This is a genomic window from Stenotrophomonas maltophilia, assembly GCF_013464485.1.
GTDB classification, from domain to species: domain Bacteria; phylum Pseudomonadota; class Gammaproteobacteria; order Xanthomonadales; family Xanthomonadaceae; genus Stenotrophomonas; species Stenotrophomonas maltophilia_AW.
Genome location: NZ_RAUX01000001.1, coordinates 148,642 through 173,501, shown reverse-complemented (window position 1 = coordinate 173,501; position 24,860 = coordinate 148,642). Strand labels below are relative to the sequence as shown.

The window sequence follows — 24,860 nt, the reverse complement described above, 5'->3', positions numbered from 1 at the left end:
ATTCCTTGAGGATTACAGGGTCTTGGCCAGGAAGTCGGCCGTGCGTTGCTGGCGCGGGCGCTCGAACAACGCCTCGGGCGTGCCCTGCTCGATCACCCGGCCCTGGTCCATCATCACCACGTGGTCGGCTACGCGGCGGGCGAAGCTCAGCTCATGGGTGACGATCACCAGCGTGGTGCCCGAGCGGGCCAGTTCCTCGATCACGCTCAGCACCTCCGCCACCAGTTCCGGGTCCAGCGCCGAGGTGGGTTCGTCGAACAGCAGTACCTTCGGCTGCAGCGCCAGCGCACGGGCGATCGCGATGCGCTGTTGCTGGCCGCCCGACAGCTGGCGTGGGAACGCATCGGCCTTGTCGGCCAGGCCGACCCGCTCCAGCAGCGTGCGCGCCTGCTCTTCGGCCTGCGCGCGCGGTACGCCGCGCACGGCCATCGGCGCCTCGATGATGTTCTCCAGCGCGGTCAGGTGCGGGAACAGGTTGAAGCCCTGGAACACCATGCCCACCTCGGCACGACGGCGGCGGATCTCGCGCTCCGGCAGTTCGTACAGGGTGTCACCGTCGCGGCGGTAGCCGATCAGCTGACCACCGACGGTTACGTAGCCACTGTCGGCACGTTCCAGGTGGTTGATCAACCGCAGCAGCGTGGATTTCCCTGCACCAGATGGCCCGATCAGCACGGTCACGCTGCCGGCGCGCAGGTCCAGGTTCACGTCTTCCAGCACCGGCTGCTCGCCGAATGCCTTGCCCACGCCATGCAGCGATACCGCCGCACCCTCGCCCGCTTCGACCTGGGTCGCGATGCGCGGGCGGTTGATCACGCGCGGCGCAGCATCGCTCTGCGCGCGCACCGCCGATGACACGCGCGACACCGAGCGCTCACGCTGCAGCTGGCCGCGTGCGAAGCGCTGCTCCACGCGTCGCTGCAGCAGCGACAGCACGGTCAGGATCACCAGGTACCAGACCGTGGCCACCATCAGCAGCGGCACCACTTCCAGGTTGCGGCGGTAGATCACCTGCACGGTGTAGAACAGCTCCGGCAGCGCCAGCACGTAGACCACCGACGTGCTCTTGGCCAGGCCGATCACATCGTTGAACGCGGCCGGCAGGATCGAGCGCATCGCCTGCGGCAGGATGATGCGACGCACCTGGCGGCCTCGTGGCAGGCCCAGCGCGGCCGCCGCCTCATACTGGCCATGGTCGACCGAGAGGATGCCGCCACGGATCACCTCGGCGGAAAATGCGGCCTGGTTCAAGGTCAGGCCCAGTACTGCCGCAGTAAACACGCCGATCAGCTGGGTGGTCGGGTACGAGAACAGGCTGATGCCGGTGAACGGCACGCCCAGCTCGATGGTGCTGTACAGGTAGCCCAAGTTGTTCAGCAGCAACAACAGCACCAGCAGCGGAATCGAACGGAACAGCCACACATAGCCCCACGATACCGCCGACAGCAGCGGCGAACCGGACACCCGCGCCAACGCAAGCAGGGTGCCCAGCGCGAAGCCGAGCCCGGTGCCAAGCGCGGTCAGCAGCAACGTGCGGCCCAGGCCCTCGAGCACTGGGCGTGCGAAGAACCATTCGGCAAAGGTGCCCCAGCCCCAGCGCGGATTGCCCAATACCGATTGAAGGCCGATCAGGATCAGCGCCAGCGCCAGTACCGTGCCGACCACCTGCAACGGATGGCGCGCCGGCACGATCTTCAACGCCGGCGTCGGCACCGGCCGTGTGCCAAGGCCCTCCAGCGCGGTTGACGGCGTGCTCATGCGTGGGCTCCATGCAGCAGGGGGTGCGAAGGCGCAACGGCGGGGGTGGTTGCTCGCAGGTATTTCTCGAACGGCAGATGCGCGATGGTTTCCGGATCCGCGTCCAGATCGAACAGCGCGGTGTAGCCATGGCTCAGGTACAGGCCGACCGCCTCGGGCTGGCGGAAGCCGGTGGTCAGGAACACCCGCCGATAGCCCTGGCGTGCCGCCTGGTCTTCAAGCTCCTGCAGCACGCGACGCGCGATGCCCTGGCGGCGCAGGCCCGGCAGTGTCCAGATGCGTTTGAATTCCGCGGTATCCGGATCGCGATGCGGCATGAAGGCGCCGCCGGAAATCGCCACACCGTCGCGCAGCAACAGCACGAACGCGCCTACCGGTGCAGCGAAGGCCTGCGCCGGGTAGCGTTGCAGTTCCTCGCGGGCGCTGCCGCCGATGCGGCGGCGCACGTCGGCGTAGCGGCTGTCGTACTCCTGCTCCAGGCCATCGAACAGCGGACGCGCCAGCGGATCATCCACCGAGGTATAGAGGAAGCGTTCGTTGCTGCTCATGCGGCGTCCTTCACCAGATAGTCCTCGGCCAGCCGCGCCCACAGGCTGGCAGCAGGTGCGATGGCCGCATCGTTGAACACATAGCGCGGGCTGTGCAGCGGCGCGCTGTCGCCGTTGCCGACGAACACGAAGCTGCCCGGCCGCGCCTGCAGCAGGAAGGCGAAGTCCTCGCTGGCGGTGCGCGGTGCAAACTCCGGTACAACCTGTCCGGCGCCGAAGCCCTGCACGGCCACCTCGCGGATGTAGGCGGTCTGCTGCGGGTGGTTGATCACGCTGGGGAAGCCGCGCGGGAATTCGATCTCGGCGCGCGCACCAAACGCGGCGGCGGTCTGCTCGGCAAGTTCGGTGACCCGGCGCCGCAGGGTGTCACGCACCTCCGGTAGATAGGCGCGCACGGTCAGCTTCAGCTCCACCACGTCCGGAATCACATTGGCCGCCTGCCCGCCATGGATCGAGCCGACGGTGACCACGCCCATCTGCCGCGGATCGACATTGCGCGACACCACGCTCTGCAGCGCAGTAATGATGTGCGCAGCGACCAGGATCGGATCCACGCTGCCCTGTGGCTCGGCACCATGGCCACCCTTGCCGATCACCTTAAGCCGTGCCCAGTCCACCGAGGCCATCGCTGGCCCATCGACGAAACCGAAGTGGCCCACCGGCACGCCCGGCCAGTTGTGCAGGCCATAGATCGCATCCACCGGGAAGCGCTCGAACAGGCCATCGGCGATCATCTTCGACGCGCCCGAGCCGGTTTCCTCGGCCGGCTGGAATACCAGCTGCAGGGTCCCATCGATCCGTCCGTGATGGGCCAGGTAGTGCGCGGCAGACAGCAGGATGGCGGTGTGGCCATCGTGGCCGCAGGCATGCATCAGTCCCTCGGTCTGGCTGGCGTAGGCCAGGCCGGAGTCCTCGTGGATCGGCAGTGCGTCGATGTCAGCCCTCAGGCCGAGGCGACGGCTGCCCTGCCCGCGCTGCAGCGTGCCGACCACGCCGGTGCCACCGAGGCCGGTGGTCACCTCGTAGCCCCATTGCTGCAGCAGCTCGGCCACGCGGGCGCTGGTGCGGTGCTCCTCGAAGGCCAGCTCCGGGTGCCGGTGCAGGTCGTGGCGGATCGCGATGGCGGCCTCGGCGCGTACTGCAATTTCCGGCAGCACGCCGATGGACGCGGGATTCCGCCGGGCATGGCCCGGCGCTACCGAATTCTCTCCGCTCATCGCCTTACCCCACCTTCCGCGCCGGTTCGGCGTCGGCCGCATGACGGCTGGCCTTGTACGGCAGGCCCAGATGCTCGCGCAGGGTCTGCCCTTCCAGCTCGCGCTGGTGGTAACCGCGCGCCTGCAGGATCGGCAGCACCTGGGTCACGAAATCGTCCAGGCCTTCGCGCTGTGCGGCGAATCCAAGGATGAAGCCATCGCTGGCACCGGCATCGAACCAGCGGATCAGCTCATCGGCCACATGCTCCGGCGTGCCGATGAAGTTCGGCCGCGGGCTCACCGCTTCCAACGCCACCTGGCGCAGGCTGAGGCCCTTCTCGCGCGCGTCCTGCTTGATGCGGTCGGTGGTGGAGCGGAACGAATTGCTGCCGATGTCGCCCAGCTCCGGGAACGGTGCGTCTGGGTCGTACTGGCTGAAGTCGTGGTGATCGAAGAAGCGCCCCAGGTACGCCAGTGCATCCTCCAGCGTGGCCAGCGCAGCAATCGCCTGGTATTTGGCTTCGGCCTCCTCGGCAGTGCGGCCGACGATGGGGCCGATCCCCGGGAAGATCTTCACGTCGTTACCGCTGCGGCCGTGCGCGATGGCCGAATTCTTCACCTTCTGCGTAAACGCCCATGTTTCCTCCAGCGACGGCGAATGGGTGAATACCGCATCGGCATACTTGCCGGCCAGCGCAATGCCATCGTCGGACGAACCGGCCTGGAAGATCACCGGCTGGCCCTGCGGCGAACGCTGGATGTTGAGCGGCCCTTCCACCTGGAAGAAGCGGCCCTTGTGATCGAGGCGGCGGAACTTCTCCGGTGCGAAGAAGGTGCCACTGTCACGCTCGCGCACGAAGGCATCGTCATCCCACGAATCCCACAGCCCCTGCACGACGTCCAGGTACTCATCGGCGATCTGGTAGCGCAGCGCGTGCTCCGGATGCGGGCGGCCGTAGTTGCGGCCGGAGCCTTCCAGTGGCGAGGTCACCACGTTCCAGCCGGCGCGACCGCCGCTGAGCAGATCCAATGAAGCGAACTGCCGGGCTACGGTGAACGGATCGCTGTAGGAGGTCGACAGCGTGCCCGCCAGGCCGATCTTCTTCGTTGCGGTGGCCAGCGCCGACAGCAGCGAGATCGGCTCGAAGCGGTTGAGGAAGTGCGGGATCGACTTCTCGTTGATGTACAGGCCATCGGCCACGAAACCGAAGGCGATACCGTTGTCCTCGGCGGTGCGCGCGATGTCGATGTAGAACTGCAGGTTGACGCTGGCATCTGCCGGATTGGACGGATGCTTCCAGGCATGCATGTGGCTGCCGGGGCCCTGCAGCATGATGCCGAACGGAATGTGGCGCGGGGTGGTGCTCATGGGGATCGCTCCTGCAGGTCAGGCCACCGCCGCGCGTGGCGCGGGCGACAGCAGCTCAAGGGAAGTCAGGCGTGCGTCGAGGTCGGCCACCGGCGCGTCGAGGATGAATTCGCCCACGCCGAAGCGCCGATGCAGCGCATCCAGTTCGTCACGCACATGCTGCGCATCGCCGGACAGCACGCTCGGGCGGGTTTCCTCGATGCGGAAGTCGGCCACACCTACCTGGCGTGCATATTCGGCGGCTGCCTCGGGACTGGGCAGGTTCACCGCCTGGCCGGGGCCGAGGTGCAGTTTGTAGACCCGCAGTGCGCCGATGTGCCGCGCAGCCGCTTCGGCCGTCGGTGCGGCGAAGGCCACCGTCGCCAACAGTGGAGGCTGCGCGGAGACATCGCGGTAGGCGTCGAACGCCGCCTCGATGTGCTTCGGGTCGCCATCAAAGTGCGCGGCGTAGACGAAGCGCCAGCCCAGCTCGGCCGCCTGCTTCGCGCTCTGTGGGCTGGCCCCGAGCAGGAAGCGCTCCGGCGCCTGCTGCGGGATCGGGCGCGCCTGCGCCTCGGTTTCGGTGCTGGAAAGGTAATCTTCCAGGTCGCGCAGCTGCTGGTCGAAATCGGCAAACGCAGGTCGCCCCGCTGCCAATGCCGCCGTAGAGGCCGGCAGGCCACCGGGGGCCTTGCCCACGCCCAGATCCACGCGCCCTGGCGCCAGTGCGGCCAGCAGGTTGAAGTTCTCCGCCACCTTGTACGGCGCGTAGTGGCGCAGCATCACGCCGCCGCTTCCGATGCGGATGCGCCGGGTCTGCGCCAGCACCCAGGCCGCCAGCACTTCCGGCGCCGGGCTGGCCAGCGTCGGCGCGGCATGGTGCTCGGCAAACCAGTAGCGGTGATAGCCCAGCTGTTCGGCGCGCTGCGCCAGCTGCAGGCTGTTGCGCAGCGCCTGTTCCGGCGAGGCGCCCTCGGCCACCGGGCTCTTGTCCAATACGCTGATCTGATAGCTCATCGTCGCGTCCTCGCTCAGGGATGGGCCACGGGGATGCCCAGCAACCCATTCAGCGCGGCCAGGATCGGTTCGGCACCGGAGATGTACTGGCGGTCCTCATGTGCGCCACTGGCCAGTTCACTACGCACCCCCTGTGGCAGCACCAGCTTCGGCAGCGACTGGTCCTGCTCGCCGATCTCGGCGATCACCTCGCGGCGCGGCCGCGCGAAGCCGATGCGGCGCACGTCCAGCTGCGCGTCCAGGCCGTCGATGCTCGACAGTGCCCCTTCCAGCAGCAGACTGTGCCGGCAGAAGAAGCGCTGGCCGGGAATCTGTCCGTCCTCGAACTCACGATCGAGCAGGAACAGGATGGGCTTGTCGGTTGCGTCCACACTCACGGGGTTGTCCTCATCGGGGCCGGCAATGCGATGCCGCTTCGATATCGATGCTAGAGATGACGGCGGTCGGCACGGCGATGCCAGGCGACAATCGGCGGTCAGATCCGGCCATGCAGATGCGCCTTGGCCATAAGCAAAGCGCCGCCGGTTATGCCCTCAGGCGATCCGTCGCAGCGGCGCCGGTACCGCCAGCGTCTGTGCGGCCAGATGCCCGGCCGCACGCTCGGTCGCCAGCGCGATACGCGCCTGCAAGGCCGCACTGTTGATGCGCTCGCCATCAAAGTCGGCCGGCGTGGCGTACACCCCGATTGGCAGCGTGTGCGCCTGCAGGAAACTGAACAACGGCCGCAGCTGGTGGTCGATCACCAGCGCATGGCGCTCGCTGCCGCCGGTTGCCGCCAACAATACCGGCGTATCCACCAGCGCTTCCAACCCGATGAAGTCGACCAGATGCTTGAACAGCCCCGGATACGATCCCCGATACACCGGTGCAGCCACCACCAACAATTCGGCCGCCTCGATCGTCTGCAGCGCCTGCTCCACGGCGGGCTCCACTTCATCGCGCAACAACGACTGCCCCAGCGAGCGCGCGATCGGCGCCAGCTCCACCAGGTCCACGCTGGCATGCACCCGCTGCTGCAATGACTCCAGCAAGTGCCGTACCAGCAGCAACGTGCGCGACGTCGCCGAACTGGTCGGCGACCCCACCACTGCAACCACCTTCAATGCAGAAGACATGAACTGCTCCTCGATGATGCCGGACTACGTCCGGCCGCCTTTCGCCTTTTGTAGAGCCGAGCCATGCTCGGCTGCTTCCCGCCCTTGTAGAGTCGAGCCATGCTCGACTGCTCCAGGTCAGAACCGGTAACTGACCCGCCCATACCAGTACGCCCCGACGTTGCTCAACACGTCACCGTTGTCCCAGGTCGTCTCGATGCTGGCCACATCGGTGGCACTGCGCGCGTACTCCGGCACCTTGCGGGTGCGCTTGTCGAACACGTTGTTGATGCCCAATGCCGCACTCCAGCCCGCACCCAGTTCCACCGCACCGGACAGGTTGGTCACCAGCACCGGCGGCTGCGTGTACTCCACGCCGTTGTTCAAGCGCTTGATCGGGCCGTAATAGGTGAAATCGACATTCGAGCGCCAGCGCCCGTTCTGCCAGCCCAACCCGGCCACCTGCGTGTAGCTCGGCGTACGGAAGCGCAGCGCGTACTCGCTGCTCTTGGTCAGCAGGTTGATGTTCGGCAGCCCCTGCAGCACCGCCGGAATGTCGCTGACCTTCTGGATGGTGGTGCGCCCGACGTTGGCCGCGTAGCTCCAGCGCAGCTTGCCCCATGCCGTTTCCTGGTTCGCTTCCAGGGTCAATTCGACGCCGCGTGTGCGGGTGTTGCCCACGTTGGTGAAGTAGCTGGCGTAGAACGCATCACCCGGCAGGATGCTGATACCGGCCGAACCCAGCAGCGCATCGATGGTGTTCTTCTGCGCCGCACTCAGCACCGTGCCACTGTTGTCGGTGATACGCGCCGGATCCTGCGCGTTGTAGCCGATCTGGCTGGACTGCCCAAGCTGGCCACGGATATCGATCTGGTACGCATCCACGGCCAGGTGAAAGGCCGGACTCGGGTCCCAGGTCACGCCGAGGCTGTAATTGGTGGCTTTCTCAGGCTTCAGCGGTGTGGCACCCAGTGCGATCGCTGCCGGCGACGACACCTGCGCCACCAGCGTGGTGCCGCAGGGGCAGCTGCCGGTGGCCTGGTAGAACAGCGCGCCCAGGCTGGGCGCATGGAAGCCGTTACTGACCGTGGCCCGCACACCCAGCGCGTCGGTGAAGTCAAATCGCGTGGTCAGGCGGCCGGTGGAGACACTGCCAAAGTCGGAATGGTCTTCCCAGCGCGCGGCCGCATCCAGGTACCAGCGCGAGGTGATGTTGGTGGCCGCGCCCACATAGACCGCCTTGCTGTTGCGCGTAGCCTTCACCGCATCGGCGGTGGAGTAGCCCACGAATGCAGCAGCACCGAAGCCGGTGTACGACTCCCACTGCCCTGCCCCACGTTCGTACTGTTCGTGCTGGTACTCCGCGCCCGCGCTCACTTCCAGCGGCGAAGCGAACGCCGCCACCTCGAAGCCACGGCGCAGGTCCAGGTTGGCGATGCCCTGCTGGTAGTCCAGCTTGCCGTCGTAGAAGTCGGTCGGCGAGCCGGGGTACGGCAGCGAATAGTTCACCGAGTTGCGGGTGTAGGTACGCACCGTGCTGCGGTTGCCGGTCAGGCTGGCGTCGTAGTCCCACCCCGCAATCTGGCCTTTCACGCCCGCCGTGCCGGTGTACTGCTTCTCCTTGGTTTCCAGCACCGGCAGGAAGCCATCGGGGAACACACTCAACACGCCGGGTGCCTTATAGGTGGTGAAGATGGTCGCCGGCAGGCGGAAGTTCTGGATCGCCTGCGCGGTGCGATCGCTGGCGGTGGCATTGGCGTAGAACTGCGCGCTGTCGCCCAGGCCATGGCCCACGTTCACCGCAAACGCCTTCAGCGCATACGAAGGCGAGCTGAGGATCGTGTTGGCCTCAGCATTGCGGCTGGCTTCTGCCGGGTTCGGCGATGCGCCGGCCGGCAACCGGTTGTTCGGGCGCAGCGCGACCAGATTGCCGTTGGCATCCACTGCCGGATAGCTCAGGTAGCCATCGATGTAACGGCGGGTACGGATCGCATGGTGCTGGCGCGTGGTCTCGCCGGAGAGGTTGACGAAGCCATCGGCGCCCCACGGCAGGCCCACGTTGGCACGCACGCTGGTGCGCGAACCATCACCGTCGATGCTCTGCCCGCTTTCCACGGCAAACTCGCCGCCGTGCGCCTGTGACTTCAGGATCACGTTCACCACACCGGTGATCGCGTCCGAGCCATAGATGGCCGATGCACCATCGCGCAGCACTTCCACATGGTCGATGGCCGAGACCGGAATCAGCGCCAGGTCGGCCCAGGCGTGGCCCGGAAAGCCGCCACCGTTTGCGCCGCTGACATAGGCGCTGGCATTGCGACGCTTGCCATTCACCAGCACCAGCGTGTAGCCCGGCGACAGGTTGCGCAGCTGGTAGCCGCGGATCAGGCTCTCCTGGTCGCTCTGGTAGCCACCGATCTGGCTGAGCGACGGCAAGCTGCGCTGCAGTGCTTCCAGCAGATTGCCCTGGCCGGTGGCCGCAAGATCCTCGGCGGAGATCACATCGATCGGGGTCGAGCTGTTCTTCACCGTGCGCGTGCTGGTGCGTGAGCCGGTCACCACCACGGCATCCAGCGTGGATGCCGCGACATTGGCGGTAGCTGCGGTGGTGGCAGGATCCGCATCGGCTGCGGCACTACGGCTGGGTGACGCGGCGAGTACGGTCGCGATCAGGACGGCAAGAGAGCTCAGGGCAGGAGTGTGGGCGGCAGGCATGGGGGCTCGTGGGGGTGGGCCGGAAACACGCTTCCATTCAAGGGCCTGCACAGCCACGGCGACAGGCGCGATCGCGTCACCCAGCCGTAACATCCGGCCACCCACATGACCGCTGGTAATGACGTTAGGTAGGCCGGCGCACCACACCCATGGGGTGGCGATGGGCAACCGACGTTGGTTGATGGGCGGGTGACGGGTGACGGGCGACAACCGACGGGGGCCGGCGACAACCGACGGGGACGGACGACAACCGGCGGGGGGCCGGCGACAACCAACGGGGACGGACGACTACCGGCGGGGGCCGGCGACAACCGACGGGGACGGACGACTGCCGGCGGGGGCCGGCGACAACCAACGGGGACGGACGACTACCGGCGGGGACGGACGACTACCGGCGGGGACGGACGACTACCGGCGGGGACGGACGACTACCGGCGGGGACGGACGACTACCGGCGGGGACGGACGACTACCGGCGGGGACGGACGACTACCGGCGGGGACGGACGACTACCGGCGGGGTAGAGTCGACTGTTAGTCGACTATCGCGCGCAGCGCGGGTTTCCAAGCAGTGTCGCCAACAGCAGTCGACTAACAGTCGACTCTACCCCGTCGGTTGCGCCCCCCCCGGCGATTGCCCCAACCCCGCCAGTTGTCCCCATTCCCCCAGTCATCCCCAGCCGGTTTCGGATCGGTGCGCCTTGCACACATTCCCCACTGGCATCACCTCATGCCCGCGCACCACTCCGCGCCGCACACCGCCACCCGTAGCATCAAGCCATGCCCAGCCCACCTGCCGATCCCACCGCGCCGCTCGTCGCCATCGTTGCCTGCCACGGCCAGGGGCTGTTCGAGTTCGGCTGTGCGGTCGGCCTGTTCGTACCGGTGCGGCCGGAACTGGGCGTGGCCTGGTACCGCACCCAGCTGTGTGCGGGCGAACCCGGCGCGCTGCGCATGCTCGGCAACACCCAGGTGCAGCTGCCCTACACGCTCGATGCCGTCGACGACGCCGACATCATCGTCATTCCCGGCTGGCGTGAACCCAGCGAGCGTCCGCCGCAGGCGCTGCTCGACGCACTCGTCCGTGCCCACGCACGTGGCGCGCGCATTGCTTCAATCTGCTCCGGCGCGTTCGTGCTGGCGTGGGCCGGGCTGCTCGATGGCCGCCAGGCCACCACCCACTGGCGCCTCACCGAAGCCCTTGCGCGCGACTTCCCACGCATCGATGTGCGCGAAGACGTGCTGTACGTGGACACCGGCAACATCATCACCTCCGCAGGCTCGGCCACCGGCATGGACATGATGCTGCACATGGTGCGCAAGGATTACGGTGCACGCGTGGCCAACCTTGTGGCCGAACGGCTGGTGCTGGCACCGTGGCGTGATGCCGGCCGCAGCCAGCGCGTCAGCCGGGCCATCCCCAATGGTGAACCCACGCGGTTGGCGAAGCTGATGGAGTGGATGCGCCGCAACCTGCGCGAGCCCCATTCGCTGGGCAGCCTCGCCGAACAGGCCGCGCTCAGCCAGCGCACCCTGCAACGGCAGTTCCTGGACGCCACCGGCCTGTCGCCCATCGACTGGTTGATCCGCGAGCGCGTGGCGTTTGCGCGCGAACTGTTGGAAACCACCGACCGGCCGCTGCAGTGGATCGCCGAACAGGCCGGCTTCGGCTCGCAGGAATCCTTCCGCCGCCATTTCCGCAGCCAGGCCGACGCCAGCCCCACCGAATACCGCAGCCAGCATCGCAATGGCATCGGTGCCGACCGCCTGGTCGGCTGCTGAGCGCCCTCGTTCCCGGCTTTCCACGCCGTCATCACCGCTGCACTATAGGGGCACGCCCCACACTGCCGATGGAACGGTGATGACTGACAGCCCCTACCGGAACTACCGCGTTGGCATTGGCGTGTCGCTGCTGCTGGCCGCGCTCATCGCCACGCTCTCGCTCATTGCGGTAGCCACTCCCAACCTGGGCTGGGGCGTGGTGGCGCTGGCCACCATCGCGATCTGGGTCGGTGTCCCATTGCTGTTGGTTCTTCTGCTGGCCTGGCTGCGCTACATGGTGCGGCAGCGCGGACGCGTTCCCGGCCGCGTACATGTGTTGATGTTCCTGCCCACCGCGGCGGCCATGCTCATCATTCCGCTGTGGCATTCCCTGCAGGGCAGTTGGGCCAATCTTGCCGGCGGTTCGCGTGCCTCCATTGCAGAGCTGCATATCAACCTCAGCGGGCAGCCGCTGTGGCTGGACACCTCGCCGCATGCGTCCACCGGGTCCGGCACGGGCCCGGACCTGCCCATGCAGGGTGACACGCCCGAACGCTTCGTGGCCTTCCATCGCTACCCCAACGCGCAGTCCGATGCAGACAGGGCATTTCCGTATGAAGACGGCCGCCTGAAGCGCTCCGTTGATCACTATCGCTACGCCACGCCCTCTGGAGATCGTGCCGTCACCGACGTACCGATGGCACGCCAACCCTATCCGGACACCGCCCCCTTCAATGCCGGATGGCGCCGCGCAGGCACACCGGAACTCGTACACCTCTACTACCACTACAGCGACCATGTAGAGGTCGCGCCCACGCTCGCTCGCCTCAGTGGCTTCACTGCCGACGAGCTGGAACGCAGCCGCTTCGAAGGTCTGGTGCTGTTCAAGATCCACAACTATGGCAGCGCGCCGATCGTGCGGCTGGAGGTCGATGGCACCGCTCTGGACATCGGCGACAGGGCCATCGCGAGCATCCCGGACGCGCCCGGGGACTGCACGACCTACGGCTACCCCGTTGGCGCCGCATTGTTGTCGCTGGACGCCCCCCTGCAGGTGCGCTGGCAGACCATGGATGCGCCCACGCAGTGGCACAGCGCGCGCGTGCAGGTGCCTGCGTTCCGGCAGCCGCAGTCCCTGCAGGGACAATCCACGTTGCAGCGCGTCCTGCTGTACATGCTGCCCGACGACACACTGGCCGCCGAACGCTACGCCGAGGTCTTCGAAGGCGACACACTGCGCGGCATCAAGGCCACCGGCCTGCCCGCCAGTGCTGCCACCCATGCGGTGTGTGGCAGCGCCCGCGCTAGCTACCGCGTAGGTGTCGACACCGTGCTGGCCGACTGATCCGCAGCGCTGGCGCTCTCAGCCACGCGCCCGGGCAGCTCGCGCATGAAGCATCCAGCACTGCGCGAGGAACCCGATGGCGAACAGCAGCGCGCACCCGAGCAAGGTCTGCTGGATCACCGGTGCCAGTGGCGCCGCCGCAATGGGATGGCCCACCGGCAACCGCGTCAGCGTTTCATTCACGCCTGGCACCAGCGACAGCAGGAAGCTGAAAGACAACGCGAACGTGGACAGATAGCGCGCCGCACGCCCCAGCCAGCGCAGCCGCGCCAGCATCACACCGCCGAACGCCACCAGCAGCACGATCACCCCGAACGCGTGGCCTGGATTGAGGCCACCCGTGCTGGAGACAGTGAATGACGTCGCCACCGACAGCACCAATCCCGCCAGGTACAGCTTGCCCGAGCGCGTGGCAGGGTCGATTGCGCGATGGCGAATGAAGGCATACAGGCCGCTGAGAACCGGGATCAGGCTGACCACGGTATGGATCACGCCAAGCGTGGATAGAGGCTGCGACATGGAACATCTCCAGGGAGTAATTAAACCTACTAGTAGGTAGGCATCGAGTTCAAAAAAAAGGACCTACGTTGCCACAGGCCCACCACACTTCTCAGGCAGTCGCGCTCACCCGCGCGATGGCCAACCGCGCCAGCGCAGCGAAGGTCGCCGCATCTCCGAATCCGCGCGCGGCCAACATCGCGCCATGCACCGATGACATGAACGCCTTGGCCTCGTCCGCAGCCGAACCGTGCAGGCGCAACTGGCCCTGCGCTGCGCCCTTCTCCAGCGTCACGGTCAGCCAGCCGCTCAGATCCTCGAAATGCCCTCGCACTTCTTCGGCAATCTCGGCAGGGATCATCGGCGCCTCTGCCGCCAGCATCGCGCAGATGCAGAACGAGGACGTGCCGCCGGCAATACAGCTGGACCAGTAGTCCACATAGGCGTTGAGCTCCTGCAGCGGGTCGCCCAGCTGCCGGTCCAGCAGCGCCAGACCCTCCCGCGCTTCGGCCCGGTACAGCGCCACCAACGTGCGCACCAGGTCCGCCTTGCTGGGAAAGTGGTGATGGATGCTGGCCTTGCTGATGTTCACCCGCGCCGACACGTCGGCATAGCTGAAACCGTTGTAGCCACCGGCCTCCAGCAGCGAACGGGCGTGGGCCAGGATCTCCTGGGCCTTGGGGGACAGTGACTCTCTCATGGCCTATAACCTACTAGTAGGTAGACGCCCAGTCAATGCCTTACCCGCCGCCCGCCCGGGTAGTGCCGGCCGCTGGCCGGCATTCCATGAAAGCGGGCGATCCTCTTCCGCCCTCTTGCCGCGTCAGAGCTGCCGGCCCAGCAGCATGCCCGGCCAACCGTCCACGTTGAACGGTGCGATGCGCGTGTAGCCACACGACTCATAGAAGCGCACCAGATCACCACTGCCACCGCCGTAGCAGTCCACACGCAACTGGTCCACGCCAGCAGCGCGCGCCTGCTCATCGGCAAACGCCATCAAGCGGCGGCCGATGCCGCGCACACGTGCGTCACGCGATGCCACCAGCACGCGTACGTACACCTCTGGCCCAGCGGGCGCCGGCACATAGGGCATCGACTCGCCCAGCGCCAGGAATGCACGCACTTCACCCAGCTCGTTCTGCGCCACCCACGCGCCGGGCAACGCACAGGCCTCCGTCACCTGAGTGATCCGGCGCGACACCGTCGACCACGGCTCGCTGCCCCACTGCTGCAGATTACCGATCGACACGAACCATTCGATCACCTCATCGAACAGCACCAGCACCGCAGGGGCATCGGCCACGCTGGCGCGACGGAGGGTCAAGGTTTCCTTTCCTGTTTCAGTCATGTGCGCACTCCTTTCAACGCTTCAATCAACTGCCGCGAGGATGCCGGCCAGCGGCCGGCACGACCAGGGCCGGAAGTCCGTGGGCCGGATTTGACATGCAGGTATTTACCTGCATATAGTCCACTCGACGGCGGCGCATGCCCGCCCCTGCGAGGAACCTGCAATGGTGGATATCGCACATCGGGTCGGCATCAGGGCCCCTGCAACCCAGGTGTACCAGGCGCTGGCCACGCCCGAAGGCGTCGCCGCCTGGTGGGCCGAAGACACCCGGGGCGACCGCGAGACCGGCGGCACGGTCAGGGTGCGCTTCACCCACAACGGCCAGGAAATCGGCGCCATGGAAGTGGAACTTGAGCAGCTTGTTCCGAGCGAGCTCGTGCTTTGGCGATTCCTGGCCGGCCCCGCCGAATGGATCGGCACGCATGCCCGTTTCGCACTGAAACAGGAAGGCGACTACTGCATCGTGTTGTTCACCCACGAAGGCTGGAAGGAACGCGTCGAGTTCACCTCCCACTGCAGCACCAAGTGGGCGGTGTTCCTGCTCAGCCTCAAAGCGCTGCTGGAAATCGGCAAGGGCCAGCCCAACCCGCACGACATCAGGATCGACAACTGGAACTGAAGACGCCCCGCATGAATGCAGACAAGGTGTTCAAGGCCCTGGCCGACCCCACGCGCAGGACGCTGCTGGACCTGCTCTGCGCAGACAACGGCCAGACGTTGGGCCAACTCTGCGAACACCTGGACATGGCCCGGCAGTCGGTCACCCAGCACCTGGGCCTGCTGGAAGACGCCAACCTGATCAGCACCGTGCGCCGTGGCCGCGAGAAGCTGCACTTCATCAACCCGGTGCCGCTGCATGAAGTCTACGAGCGCTGGGTACGCAAGTTCGAACAGCAGCGCCTGAGCCTGCTGCATGACCTGAAACGAGAACTGGAAGGAGAATGACGATGTCCGCAGAGAGCACCCGCTTCATCCACGTGATCTACATCGCCTCCACACCGCAGAAGGTGTTCGAGGCCATCACCCGCCCCGAGATCGCCAGCCGCTACTGGGGCCATGAGAACGTCTCGGACTGGAAGCCCGGTTCGCGCTGGCAGCATGTGCGTGCCAACGAAACGCGCTCGGTCGAACTGGTCGGCGAAGTGGTGGAAAGCACCCCGCCCTCGCGGCTGGTCATCACCTGGGCCGCCGCCTCGCAGGCCGACAACCCCGCTGCCTACAGCCGGGTGACCTTCGAGGTCGTGCCCTACCAGGACATGGTGCGGCTGACCGTTACCCACGACGAGCTTGAACCCGGCAGTGGCATGGATACCGGCATCCGCCAAGGCTGGCCGATCGTGCTGTCGAGCCTGAAGTCGTTGCTGGAAACGGGCAAGGGGCTGGATGTGTTTGCGAAGCCGAGTTGATTCGCTGCGGGACGCGAAACGCGCTAGCCCAACAAGGGATCCGTAACCGGAAGCAACCCCAGGTCAACCAGGCTCATCTCGACCTGGTTGGCTTGTTTGACGGCATGCGCATCAGCAAGATCAAGCACTTCCGTGGCGAGGATGAGCGTGCCACCACCTCGACGCTCAAGTCTTGCTGCGGCAGAAACCTGCTCTTGGGTCAGCGGGGCGTCTACGTAGCCCATCCAGCCGAGGAATTCCCGATGGGGGAAAGGCGCGCGATCAACACTGTAGAGCAGCAACTCCCCTTCCACGAGCTGCTGAACATTTGTCTTTGCAAACGTAATGGGAAGGATGTTCAGCAGCTCCAAGAACGTGGATTCCAGCAGTCTGACAGGGGAGGCGAACACCTTCTCGATGCGGTCCACGTGAAGTCGAAGCATTCCAAGGGCCGGCATGTAGCTCAGCCCTACGCCCCCTCGTCTCAGCCAATCCTTGTCATTCCCGGCATTTGTGAGAACCACTCCACCGCTTCCCTCCGAAGGTTGAACGGGATACTTCTGGGCGAACCTGATGTCATCGTCCTGCACCCGGGCAACAAATGCGTCACCTTCACCGACGGGCACGTAGGCGTCGCGTGGTGATCGTGGGGCGGCCCACCAACTCGCAAAGAGTGGGTCAGCGCTTGCGAGACTGGACGTAATTCCAACAACGTCTTCCCACACTTGAAAGGGCGTGCGGGCTGCCGTGGGAAAGTGACAGGCCATCGAGATGTTCAAGGCATTCTTCCAATGATCAAAGGGGTGACGCGTACAGACGCAGGAGGGATTCCGATCATCAAGGCTGCCTTGGAGGCGACCACATCCATGAAGTGCCATTCAAGCTTTCCCTGTGGCTCGGTCGTACGAACCGCCATAGCCTGCTTGGTGTAGCTGTGCAGCCACTGGTCCGTTACAGACCGTGCGAAGGGCTTCGATAGCGAACCATCGGCATTGAAGAATGAGCCAAAGTTGCCCTTGGCCTCAAGGACGGTACATCGGCTCCTCCAGAAGCCGTCAAACGCAATGCCTGCAAACAGCCATTCCAACGTGGTGAAATCTCCTCCACGCCCAAACAGGCTCTTGAACGATTCAAGATCCATGTTCACGATTTCATCCGCACTGTCGCCTCGCTTCACATAGCCGAATCTCTCCGGGCCGGCATACATATTCGCTATCTGGAGCTGGTAGTCGTAGTTGATACGCGTGCGCCGCGTGATGTACCGAGGCGTCGGCGGCTGTCCTACCCTGCCATCACCGAGCCGGCACTCGTTGCAATCGCTGGCGTCGTGAGCCTCTGCACACTCCGCCTCACGTGCCCTTACGTCGGGCTTGTCCTTCACCACGTCCTTGACCGCATCCGCCGCCGCTGCGGCGGCAGCCGCCGCAGCTGCCCGCTCGGCCAGCTTTCCCAACCCCATCGAATCGGAATGGCAGCCATTACACGACGTCCTTCGGCCAGCGATGCAGGGCCACCAAGGCACCCAGCAGATCCGCTGCCTGGATGTTCGGCTTGTCCCCATGGCGCATGGCCCTGTCCACTTCGACATTGCGATGAAGTTCTCCACCGCTGCCGACATCCGCCTTCGTCCATGCAACCAGTGTTGGCAGATGAGTGATGCCAAGTTCATAGGCGGCATAGGTGTAGCAGCGATCCGTCTCCGCCAGCAACGCCGCATCATCCAGCCCCGTCACCCCCTCTGGCAGGTCACGACGGATCTCTGCCGCAAGTCGAGGCAGGAACGAGAAGGGATCAGGCAGCCGCAGCAAGGCCTCCTGTCGAGCATCCAGCTTGAGCATCAGGGTTTCTCCACCGCCATGTGATCCAACTCCCAGCGCCGACCTTGCAGCTGTACCGACCAGCGCGAGAACGGCCCAATGAACACAGCCCTCTGCGCGTCATTACTCCCCACATCCGGTACAACGCACGTCCGTCCCAAAGGCGGAACAGCGCCCCGGCTCCATCCTGCAACTGCATCGCCATGTGGGCCTGAAGATGCGCCACGACAGCGTCGACGTTCACCGTACTGGAGAAGCGACAGACGGCACCCGGGATCGCGTCAAGATTGAACAACCACTGATGCAGGACCGGATCTTCATTCAGAAGAACCAGCCAAGGTCCGGCATCTGCATGAAGGCTTTCCGGCCGCCCTTCGAACAGCGCTCGAGCCCTTCCCTCCGCTGCATACCGATGCAGAACAGCGGCGCTATCGGCACAGCGCGCGGCATCGACGATGGCGTAATTCATGTTCATCTCCGCAGGAAAGCCGTACCGCGGTCTGCCGCGGCCCGCAGACATGCCTCGCAGATGGGCTTGCGGGGCATCGTAGAGGCGGCCACCCATGGCGACCGCTCCGCAACCGGCGCAACGGACTTTTCAGACGCGGGTGCTCCACCTGAAGAAATGTCCACCGTCAACTGCGTGCCCGCCATCAGGCTGCACCCGCATTCCAATCGATCTCCATCCCGGGCAACTGGCTGGCCATCCACTCGCCAGGTAATGTCGCCGGTGACGATCGAGAAAATGCCCTGATGCTTGGGACACGTTGCTTTGTCCGAGATACGGGCCACGGCACTGCCATTGATGTCGGTGAATGGCGCGCCGGTGATGACTCGTCCGCCACCACTGGTTCTATCCCCTACCACCACGATCAATCGACCCATATCTGCGTTCCGCGCGAGGTGAGCGCTGGCCCACTCGGCCGGCGCCACGAAACTAGCGGCGTTGCCAAGCAGGCATCCAGCAGCAATGACCCAATCGCTGCGTATCGATCTGGTAAGTTGCTGAAGGGAAAGGAAACGTTCTCAGCAAGGCCACACAGATCGCCCCGAGCATGTGGCGCTTTACGACACGCAACACTGCACAATCCGACAGGCTGGACATAAGGACAGACCCCAGGACACCCCATGCGCCCTTCTCTGGAACAACTCGGCACCACCCGTATCCCGCGCATCGCGCCGCAGGGCACCACACTCGATGCAACGGCCTGCGCGATCTGGTCGGCGACGCCCTCGGGCATCAGGCCGAGTGGATTGCCGTCCCTGTGCAACGCCTCTCTCCGGACTTCTTCGAGCTGCGCTCCGGCATGGCCGGTCAGTGGCTGCAGATGCTGGTGAACTACCGCCTGCGTTTCGCCGTGCTGGGCGATGTCAGCGCCTACCGCGCACAGAGTGAATCGCTGGATGCATGGATCACCGAATGCAACCGGGGCCGCGACGGGTGCTTAGTCGCCGACTGGGATGCGCTGCAGTCCCGTCCCGGCTGCAGGACCCAGCCCGCTAGCGCGCCGTCCAGCCCCCATCCACCGGCAACGCCGTACCGGAAATCTGTGCCGCAGCATCCGAGGCCAGGAACACCACCATCTCGCCCAGTTGCTCGGGCGTCACGAACTGCAACGAGGGCTGCTTCTCGGCCAGCAGCGCGCGGGCGGCGGATTCCTGGTCCGTGCCTTCCTTCTCTGCCAACGCGGTGATCTGCTGCTCGACCAGCGCCGTTCGCACCCACCCCGGGCAGATCGCGTTGGCGGTGATGCCGGTGCCTGCGTTCTCCAGCGCGGTCACCTTGGTGAACCCCACCACGCCATGCTTGGCCGCCACATAGGCCGACTTGTTCACCGAGCCCACCAGCCCGTGCACCGACGCGATGTTGATGATGCGGCCGGCGCCCTGCTGCTTCATGTGCGGCAAGGCCGCTGCCGTTGCATGGAACACCGCAGACAGGTTCAGCGCCAGGATCGCATCCCACTTCTCGACCGGGAATTCCTCGATCGACGCGGTGTGCTGGATGCCCGCGTTGTTCACCAGGATATCGATGCGCCCCATCGTCGCCACAACGTGGTCGATCATCCCGCGCACCGCTGCACCCCGCGACAGATCGGCGCCATCATGCGTCACCCGTACGCTGAACTCGGTTTCCAACCGGGAACGAATTTTTTTGATTTCCGCCGCGTCGCCGAAGCCATTCAGCACGATGTCGGCACCTTGCCGCGCCAGCGCGGTGGCGATGCCAAGACCGATACCGCTGGTGGAGCCGGTGACCACCGCAACCTTTCCAGAGAACATGGGCGAGCTTCCATCGGGCGTAGGTGGTCAGTGTAGCTTCACCGGTGCCCCCTTTAAGCGACGCTACCTTGGTCAATCAACGGTTAGAACGCGTTGGGCATCCGCCGAGGGAAGTGTCCAGCGTTCATTCAAAACGGACGGTACACCTCAGAGGGGGCGCAGCCGTGGCCTGCTGGCGATACTGTCCGACTCCCACAAGGGCAGTGCATCCATGCTTTGCCCAGCGGATCGAACACGTCCGAAAATAGCTTCTGCGGCCGTTCTACTCCCCCCACCTCCAACCGGGCGGAGCGCCTTTCATCCAGCAGATAAGGACAAGGACCAACACTACGGCCCACGTGTAGAGCTGAAACGCGATGGGCTCGCGAAATGGAGAGAACAGAAACGGACCTGCCAGCAGCAGGCCGAATGCGACTGCGTACACAAGCCAGCCCTGCCACGCGCACGGCATCCCCCAACCCCATCCGTACTTTTTCCTGGTAAACCAGTACTTCTTGTTGATCATTGCAATCTTCCTCGATGGCCGCCGGTCTCACGTACCTGATCCAAGCATGCTTTGAGCTGTTCGTGAAGACGTCGGTCCAGAATCAAGTCAGTATCCCCTCTGGTTGTGACGAGAACAGAGCTACGGTCCGTGCGCAGCACGAAGACGTTGCGACCGTTCTGCATGCGGAACTTGCCAAGTTCAACGCCCCCTGTGCTGGTCCCAAGTTGCCGGTGAGGCAGCGTGATCCTTGAAGCATCGGAAGCGTCCTGCCACGAGACACTGGAAAGCGGGAGCTGCAGTCGGACAAACGCTGCTGACCCAATCAGCTGGCCATCTGTAACGGCGATGTACGCTGTCCGCGCTTGATATACGAGGCCAAAGGCAACTACGACAACAACGGCCAGCGCCGAGCCGAGCGCAATATTCCTAGCTGGCACCCCGCCGGAGCGGGATGCAAACCATATTGCGATCAGAACCACGGCTGCTGCCACGCATATGCCGAGAGGAAGCGCGTAGGCGTGAATCAGGGATACATCCAGCGTCGATCGGCACATCATCAGGAACTACTCCGCAGAGATTGACTGCATGCCATAAACGTAAATCGTCTCGACAATTGTCTCAAATGCGTCTTCGTCACAGGTGACAAGGCCCACGCTTCGCATCGCGCGCAGAAACGAGCGGACCTCGTTCCATGTTACGGGCTTTGCGTGTTCATCGCAGATCATACTTGCACTGCCACGTATGAGAATGCTTCGGCATCAGATACCGCGCAACAAACGCCCATCTCTCATCGATCACATCGGTCGACCATGGGCTGCGCGCTGTGATGCCATTGCAGTGACACTGTTCATACCGAACTTCAAACACGCTCTAGAAGAGAACGCTCGCTCGATCAACGGTCGCGAGCGGGTTGGCCTTCCGCACCGCCTCCAGAAAGAGCAGGAAGTCGCGGTTGAACAGCGACAGGTTGTTGGTAAACGTCACGCACTTTCTACCCGATGCTCTGCTGAAGCACACCTGCCAGACATAGCGCGAATAGATGACGTCGGACGTTCGTGTGACTGAGGTGATCTGCGAAAGCGGAACCGCCGTGGGCACCGGCCCACGCCGCAGGTAAAAGGACGCCGCATCAAAGAAATAGTGCTCGCGATCCTCTTTGCCATCCACCATCACCAAGGTCATGGATGTTCCGGAGATCCGGCGAGGAGGATCCAAATGCAGCCCCGATTTCACGGACGAGCGAGCAGTTGCCGACATTCGCCGAAGGGTAAACCAGAGGATCACCAACGGAAGTGCCGCGAGGACAATGAAGCCTACGGTCTTCAAAACAGTTTCCAGCGTGCTGGGCACACAGATCTCCAGGATGAACTTTCAGGCGATGCCCAAGTAGATCCACGCCACGCGTGGATGGCTCTCCCTCAACGCCCCATCACTTCCAATGATCCGGCCCCAGGAACGGCAGGCTCAACACAAACACCGGAACGGCCACAGGAATCAACGCGGCCCCCAGTACCTTGCCCGCCGCCGAACCCACACCCGGCTTGTCCTCCCGCTCCGGCAGGATCCGTTGCGCCCGCGCACTGATCGGCTGTGCCAGCTTCCCCTTCTCCGCCAACGCTGCAGCGTCCGGCAACTTCACCCGCTCGCCGTCGCCCTCGAACAGCGCGCTGTAGTAGCTGCCGCCCTTCTTTGAAAGATTGCAGGCCCGATCAAACGCCAGCGCATAACGGCTCCGGTCCTGCGGCAGGTAGTAGCGCGCCCGCTCATCCACATACTTCGCTTCGCGCGGGAGCACCTCAATCCGCTCCAGTTTGAACTGCGCGGCCTGTTCCGGCGTCACCTGCTCCGGCCGCAGCAGCAGCGCATAGCTGCCGTGCACCTTGGCCTTGTTGGCCGGGTCGCGCCAGTCTTCATGGAAATACATCTGCGCGCAGGCCACCGCCTCGCGCAGCGGGCTGTCCATCAGCGCGCGGTACTCGCGGAACGGCGCGGCATTGAAACGCATTGGCTCTTCAAAGCGCGGCAGCAGGTATAGCTGGCCGTCGTCGGCCACGAACGCACCGGTGATCTCGCGGCTTGAGGCGTGCTCCTCCGGGCCACTGGCACAGCCAGACAACAAGCCAAGGCACAGGGCGGAGAGAATGAAAAAAGACGTTCGCATGTCGTGTTCGAGGGCTTCCCTGGGAAAACCGCCCCGCCCGGAAGGACAAGGCCAGCCCATCATGGTGCCACGGCACCGCATGCGATGCAGAATCGGCCCTACTTCAACCGCTCCACCAACCGCTGCCCCACTTCCAGCGCCGAGGCCGGGTTCTGCCCGGTAATCAGCTCGCGGTCCACCACCACATGCCCGGTCCACGGCGTGGTGTTGCTGCTGAACTTCGCACCCGCCTGCTGCAGCGCGGTCTGCGGGTAGAACTTCATCTCACCGCCGCCCAGCAACGGCTTGGCCTGCTCTTCTTCCTGGTTGCTGATCACCGTCATCTGGTAGCCGCTGTAGATCCACTTCGGCGTAGCAGGCGTCGCACCGCCCTCCAGCTTCGCCACGAAACCCGCAGCATCCGGCAGCGTGGACAGCAGCGCGATCGGCCCGTGGCAGACCAGCGCGGTGGTCTTGTTGCGCTGGTGGAAGTCGGCCAGCAACCGGCCCAGCGCGGGGCTCTTCAGCAGGTCCTGCATCGGCGCGTGGCCACCGGGAATGTAGACCGCATCGAAGCGCGCGTAGCCCTGCTGCTCGATGCGCGCCAGGCTGACCACCGGCGAGGCCGTCGGCGAGGTCAGCGCCAGCTTCTCCAGCAGATCTTTGTGCAGCGTCAGCTGCGCGGCATCGTTGCCGAAGTACGCCGGCGTCACCGAGGACGCATCCACCGTCGGCGCCCGCCCCTGCGGCGTGGCGAAGGTCACCTCGTGGCCCGCGTCCAGCAGCAGCTTGACCGGCTGCATCAGCTCGTTGAGATAGAAGCCGGTGGACAGCACCTTGCCGTCCTTCAGGTCCAGGTGGTTTTCGTCGGACAGCACCACCAGCACGTTGGCGGCATGCGCGCCGGTCGCGGCCAGGGTCAGGGCCAGCGCTGCGGCCAGCCGGGTCATCAGGTTCATGGGGAGCTCCTATCGGGGAATGGCCGCCACTTTATTCATCGCCCCAGCGGCGATAAATTGGCCCCATCGCAAAACATCTGTTCCCCGGAGAGCCAAATGAGCCGCAAGTTCGACTACCTGGGCGATGTGGAGGTGTTCCTGGCGGTGGTCGAGCACGGCTCGTTCACGGCCGGCGCGGTGGCGCTGTCCACCACGCCCTCGGTGCTGAGCCGCGCGGTCACCCGCCTGGAGGCGCGGCTGGGCCGGCAGCTGCTGCAGCGCACCACCCGCCGCGTGGGCCTGACCGACGCCGGGCGGCTCTATCTGGAACAGGTGCGCACCGCCTTCGGCCTGCTGGACGACGCCGAGCGCGACGTACTGGCCCAGGACGGTGCGCTGGCCGGCCGCGTGCGGCTGAGCGTGCCCACCACCTATGGCCACTACCGGCTGCCGCCCGTGCTGGCGCGCTTTGCGCAGCAGTACCCGCAGGTACAGGTGGAACTGAACATCACCAACCGCAACGTGGACCTGGTGGCCGAAGGCTTCGACCTGGCCATCCGCCTGGGCCAGCTGCCGGACAGCGGGCTGGTGGGGCGAAAGCTGGAAGACGCCCCGCTACTGCTGGTGGCCGCGCCGGACTACCTGCAGCGCCGCGCCACGCCGCAGACGCTGGATGACCTGCAGCAGCACCTGTGCCTGCCCTTCGTGATGCCGCGCACCGGGCGGCTGGCGCCGTGGGCGTTCCGCGACGGCGGGCGCGACGTGGACTGGCTGCCGCGTTCGTCCATCGAGACCTCTGACGATGTGCTGGGCGTGGTGTCGCTGGCCGAACAGGGCATCGGCATTTGCCAGAGCTATGAGTTCATCGTGCGCGAGCGGATGCAGCGTGGGCAGCTGGTGGAGGTGCTGCCGCAGTTGCGGGGAAGATCGAGGCCGTTCTCGGTGATCTATGCGCCGCATCGGCGGCAGTCGGCGGCGGCGCGGGCGATGATCGAGTTGCTGGTGGGGAATGCGGCTGAGCCTGGCGTCGGTTGAAGCTGCGTGCTTGCTAACGGTGTCGGGTTTGAACCGGTTTTCGGCGTGTGCGGCTGATCGGGCGCCGTTGCCTGGCGAAGCAGACTAAGAACTGTTGCAAAGAAGGGTGTCGCGCAATTCACTTGTGGCGTGGGCGATTGCGCCAGTTT

General features: G+C 65.2%; 26 protein-coding genes and 1 pseudogene. 7 read left to right on the top strand and 20 right to left on the bottom strand.

Annotated elements, in window-relative coordinates; all coding sequences use genetic code 11:
- Nucleotides 1–12: 12 nt before the first annotated feature.
- From D7Y61_RS22690 to D7Y61_RS00745, 8 genes are all read right to left on the bottom strand, one after another.
- On the bottom strand, nt 13–1,758 hold the full coding sequence (locus D7Y61_RS22690) for an amino acid ABC transporter permease/ATP-binding protein (RefSeq protein WP_180864557.1): 1,746 nt from the start codon (nt 1,756–1,758) through the stop codon (nt 13–15).
- Complete coding sequence (locus tag D7Y61_RS00775; protein ID WP_180864556.1) at nt 1,755–2,306, bottom strand: GNAT family N-acetyltransferase; 552 nt, start codon at nt 2,304–2,306, stop codon at nt 1,755–1,757. Before D7Y61_RS00775 ends, D7Y61_RS22690 begins: the two co-directional genes overlap by 4 nt.
- Nucleotides 2,303–3,523, bottom strand: coding sequence for a M20 aminoacylase family protein (locus D7Y61_RS00770; protein ID WP_180864555.1), 1,221 nt, complete (start codon nt 3,521–3,523; stop codon nt 2,303–2,305). Before D7Y61_RS00770 ends, D7Y61_RS00775 begins: the two co-directional genes overlap by 4 nt.
- Nucleotides 3,524–3,527: 4 nt before the next feature.
- Entirely contained in the window at nt 3,528–4,871 is a 1,344-nt protein-coding gene (locus D7Y61_RS00765; RefSeq protein WP_180864554.1) for an LLM class flavin-dependent oxidoreductase, read from the bottom strand.
- Nucleotides 4,872–4,889: 18 nt separating this feature from the next.
- Nucleotides 4,890–5,867 (bottom strand): MsnO8 family LLM class oxidoreductase, encoded by a 978-nt coding sequence (locus tag D7Y61_RS00760; RefSeq protein WP_180864553.1) that lies wholly within the window; start codon nt 5,865–5,867, stop codon nt 4,890–4,892.
- A 14-nt stretch (nt 5,868–5,881) separates the two neighbouring features.
- Nucleotides 5,882–6,244, bottom strand: coding sequence for a DUF3088 family protein (locus tag D7Y61_RS00755; RefSeq protein ID WP_180864552.1), 363 nt, complete (start codon nt 6,242–6,244; stop codon nt 5,882–5,884).
- A 156-nt stretch (nt 6,245–6,400) separates the two neighbouring features.
- On the bottom strand, nt 6,401–6,982 hold the full coding sequence (msuE, locus tag D7Y61_RS00750; protein ID WP_180864551.1) for an FMN reductase: 582 nt from the start codon (nt 6,980–6,982) through the stop codon (nt 6,401–6,403).
- 117 nt (nt 6,983–7,099) lie between these two features.
- Nucleotides 7,100–9,676 carry a TonB-dependent receptor plug domain-containing protein gene (locus D7Y61_RS00745; protein ID WP_180864550.1) on the bottom strand — a complete coding sequence of 859 codons (2,577 nt, stop codon included), beginning with the start codon at nt 9,674–9,676 and terminating at the stop codon, nt 7,100–7,102.
- 778 nt (nt 9,677–10,454) lie between these two features.
- Here D7Y61_RS00745 and ftrA point away from each other — a divergent pair.
- Together ftrA and D7Y61_RS00735 are read left to right on the top strand one after the other, a co-directional pair.
- The gene (gene ftrA, locus D7Y61_RS00740; RefSeq protein WP_180864549.1) at nt 10,455–11,456 is read left to right on the top strand and encodes a transcriptional regulator FtrA; all 1,002 of its coding nucleotides are present in this window, start codon (nt 10,455–10,457) and stop codon (nt 11,454–11,456) included.
- Between the two features lie 79 nt (nt 11,457–11,535).
- On the top strand, nt 11,536–12,780 hold the full coding sequence (locus tag D7Y61_RS00735; protein WP_180864548.1) for a hypothetical protein: 1,245 nt from the start codon (nt 11,536–11,538) through the stop codon (nt 12,778–12,780).
- An 18-nt stretch (nt 12,781–12,798) separates the two neighbouring features.
- Here the strand turns inward: D7Y61_RS00735 and D7Y61_RS00730 are convergent, their stop codons facing one another.
- From D7Y61_RS00730 to D7Y61_RS00720, 3 genes are all read right to left on the bottom strand, one after another.
- Entirely contained in the window at nt 12,799–13,299 is a 501-nt protein-coding gene (locus D7Y61_RS00730; RefSeq protein WP_180864547.1) for a hypothetical protein, read from the bottom strand.
- A gap of 91 nt (nt 13,300–13,390) precedes the next feature.
- Entirely contained in the window at nt 13,391–13,978 is a 588-nt protein-coding gene (locus D7Y61_RS00725; RefSeq protein WP_180864546.1) for a TetR/AcrR family transcriptional regulator, read from the bottom strand.
- 123 nt (nt 13,979–14,101) lie between these two features.
- Entirely contained in the window at nt 14,102–14,626 is a 525-nt protein-coding gene (locus D7Y61_RS00720) for a GNAT family N-acetyltransferase (RefSeq protein ID WP_180864545.1), read from the bottom strand.
- A 163-nt stretch (nt 14,627–14,789) separates the two neighbouring features.
- Here D7Y61_RS00720 and D7Y61_RS00715 point away from each other — a divergent pair, with 163 nt between their 5' ends.
- The 3 genes from D7Y61_RS00715 to D7Y61_RS00705 are packed head-to-tail and all read left to right on the top strand — an operon-like array spanning nt 14,790 to nt 16,032.
- Entirely contained in the window at nt 14,790–15,245 is a 456-nt protein-coding gene (locus D7Y61_RS00715; RefSeq protein WP_180864544.1) for an SRPBCC family protein, read from the top strand.
- A gap of 11 nt (nt 15,246–15,256) precedes the next feature.
- Nucleotides 15,257–15,571 carry an ArsR/SmtB family transcription factor gene (locus D7Y61_RS00710; protein WP_010484635.1) on the top strand — a complete coding sequence of 105 codons (315 nt, stop codon included), beginning with the start codon at nt 15,257–15,259 and terminating at the stop codon, nt 15,569–15,571.
- Between the two features lie 2 nt (nt 15,572–15,573).
- Nucleotides 15,574–16,032 (top strand): SRPBCC family protein, encoded by a 459-nt coding sequence (locus D7Y61_RS00705; protein WP_180864543.1) that lies wholly within the window; start codon nt 15,574–15,576, stop codon nt 16,030–16,032.
- Nucleotides 16,033–16,055: 23 nt separating this feature from the next.
- Here D7Y61_RS00705 and D7Y61_RS00700 read toward each other — a convergent pair whose 3' ends face one another.
- The 5 genes from D7Y61_RS00700 to D7Y61_RS00680 are packed head-to-tail and all read right to left on the bottom strand — an operon-like array spanning nt 16,056 to nt 18,713.
- Complete coding sequence (locus D7Y61_RS00700) at nt 16,056–16,790, bottom strand: Imm52 family immunity protein (RefSeq protein ID WP_180864542.1); 735 nt, start codon at nt 16,788–16,790, stop codon at nt 16,056–16,058.
- Nucleotides 16,787–17,464 carry a Tox-REase-5 domain-containing protein gene (locus D7Y61_RS00695; RefSeq protein ID WP_180864541.1) on the bottom strand — a complete coding sequence of 226 codons (678 nt, stop codon included), beginning with the start codon at nt 17,462–17,464 and terminating at the stop codon, nt 16,787–16,789. Before D7Y61_RS00695 ends, D7Y61_RS00700 begins: the two co-directional genes overlap by 4 nt.
- A 25-nt stretch (nt 17,465–17,489) precedes the next feature.
- Nucleotides 17,490–17,849 carry a hypothetical protein gene (locus D7Y61_RS00690; protein ID WP_258010163.1) on the bottom strand — a complete coding sequence of 120 codons (360 nt, stop codon included), beginning with the start codon at nt 17,847–17,849 and terminating at the stop codon, nt 17,490–17,492.
- Nucleotides 17,803–18,297: a DUF4123 domain-containing protein gene (locus D7Y61_RS22750; protein ID WP_180864540.1), complete on the bottom strand. Its 495-nt coding sequence runs from the start codon at nt 18,295–18,297 to the stop codon at nt 17,803–17,805. The genes D7Y61_RS00690 and D7Y61_RS22750 overlap by 47 nt, the downstream gene beginning before the upstream one ends.
- Before the next feature lie 2 nt (nt 18,298–18,299).
- A complete protein-coding gene (locus tag D7Y61_RS00680) occupies nt 18,300–18,713 on the bottom strand; it encodes a PAAR domain-containing protein (RefSeq protein WP_180864539.1) in 414 nt (137 codons plus the stop codon).
- 170 nt (nt 18,714–18,883) lie between these two features.
- On the opposite strand from D7Y61_RS00680, the pseudogene D7Y61_RS00675 reads away from it, so the two are divergent.
- Nucleotides 18,884–19,243 (top strand): annotated as a pseudogene (locus D7Y61_RS00675) (DUF4180 domain-containing protein); the annotation flags it as partial.
- A gap of 85 nt (nt 19,244–19,328) precedes the next feature.
- Here D7Y61_RS00675 and D7Y61_RS00670 read toward each other — a convergent pair.
- The 4 genes from D7Y61_RS00670 to D7Y61_RS00655 form a co-directional block, all read right to left on the bottom strand.
- Complete coding sequence (locus D7Y61_RS00670) at nt 19,329–20,111, bottom strand: 3-hydroxybutyrate dehydrogenase (RefSeq protein ID WP_180864538.1); 783 nt, start codon at nt 20,109–20,111, stop codon at nt 19,329–19,331.
- Between the two features lie 1,357 nt (nt 20,112–21,468).
- On the bottom strand, nt 21,469–21,948 hold the full coding sequence (locus D7Y61_RS00665) for a hypothetical protein (RefSeq protein ID WP_345776212.1): 480 nt from the start codon (nt 21,946–21,948) through the stop codon (nt 21,469–21,471).
- Between the two features lie 79 nt (nt 21,949–22,027).
- Nucleotides 22,028–22,759: a hypothetical protein gene (locus D7Y61_RS00660; protein WP_180864537.1), complete on the bottom strand. Its 732-nt coding sequence runs from the start codon at nt 22,757–22,759 to the stop codon at nt 22,028–22,030.
- A gap of 98 nt (nt 22,760–22,857) precedes the next feature.
- Nucleotides 22,858–23,697, bottom strand: coding sequence for a type 1 glutamine amidotransferase domain-containing protein (locus tag D7Y61_RS00655; RefSeq protein ID WP_180864536.1), 840 nt, complete (start codon nt 23,695–23,697; stop codon nt 22,858–22,860).
- Nucleotides 23,698–23,793: 96 nt separating this feature from the next.
- Here D7Y61_RS00655 and D7Y61_RS00650 point away from each other — a divergent pair, with 96 nt between their 5' ends.
- The gene (locus D7Y61_RS00650; protein ID WP_180864535.1) at nt 23,794–24,711 is read left to right on the top strand and encodes a LysR family transcriptional regulator; all 918 of its coding nucleotides are present in this window, start codon (nt 23,794–23,796) and stop codon (nt 24,709–24,711) included.
- Nucleotides 24,712–24,860: the final 149 nt, after the last annotated feature.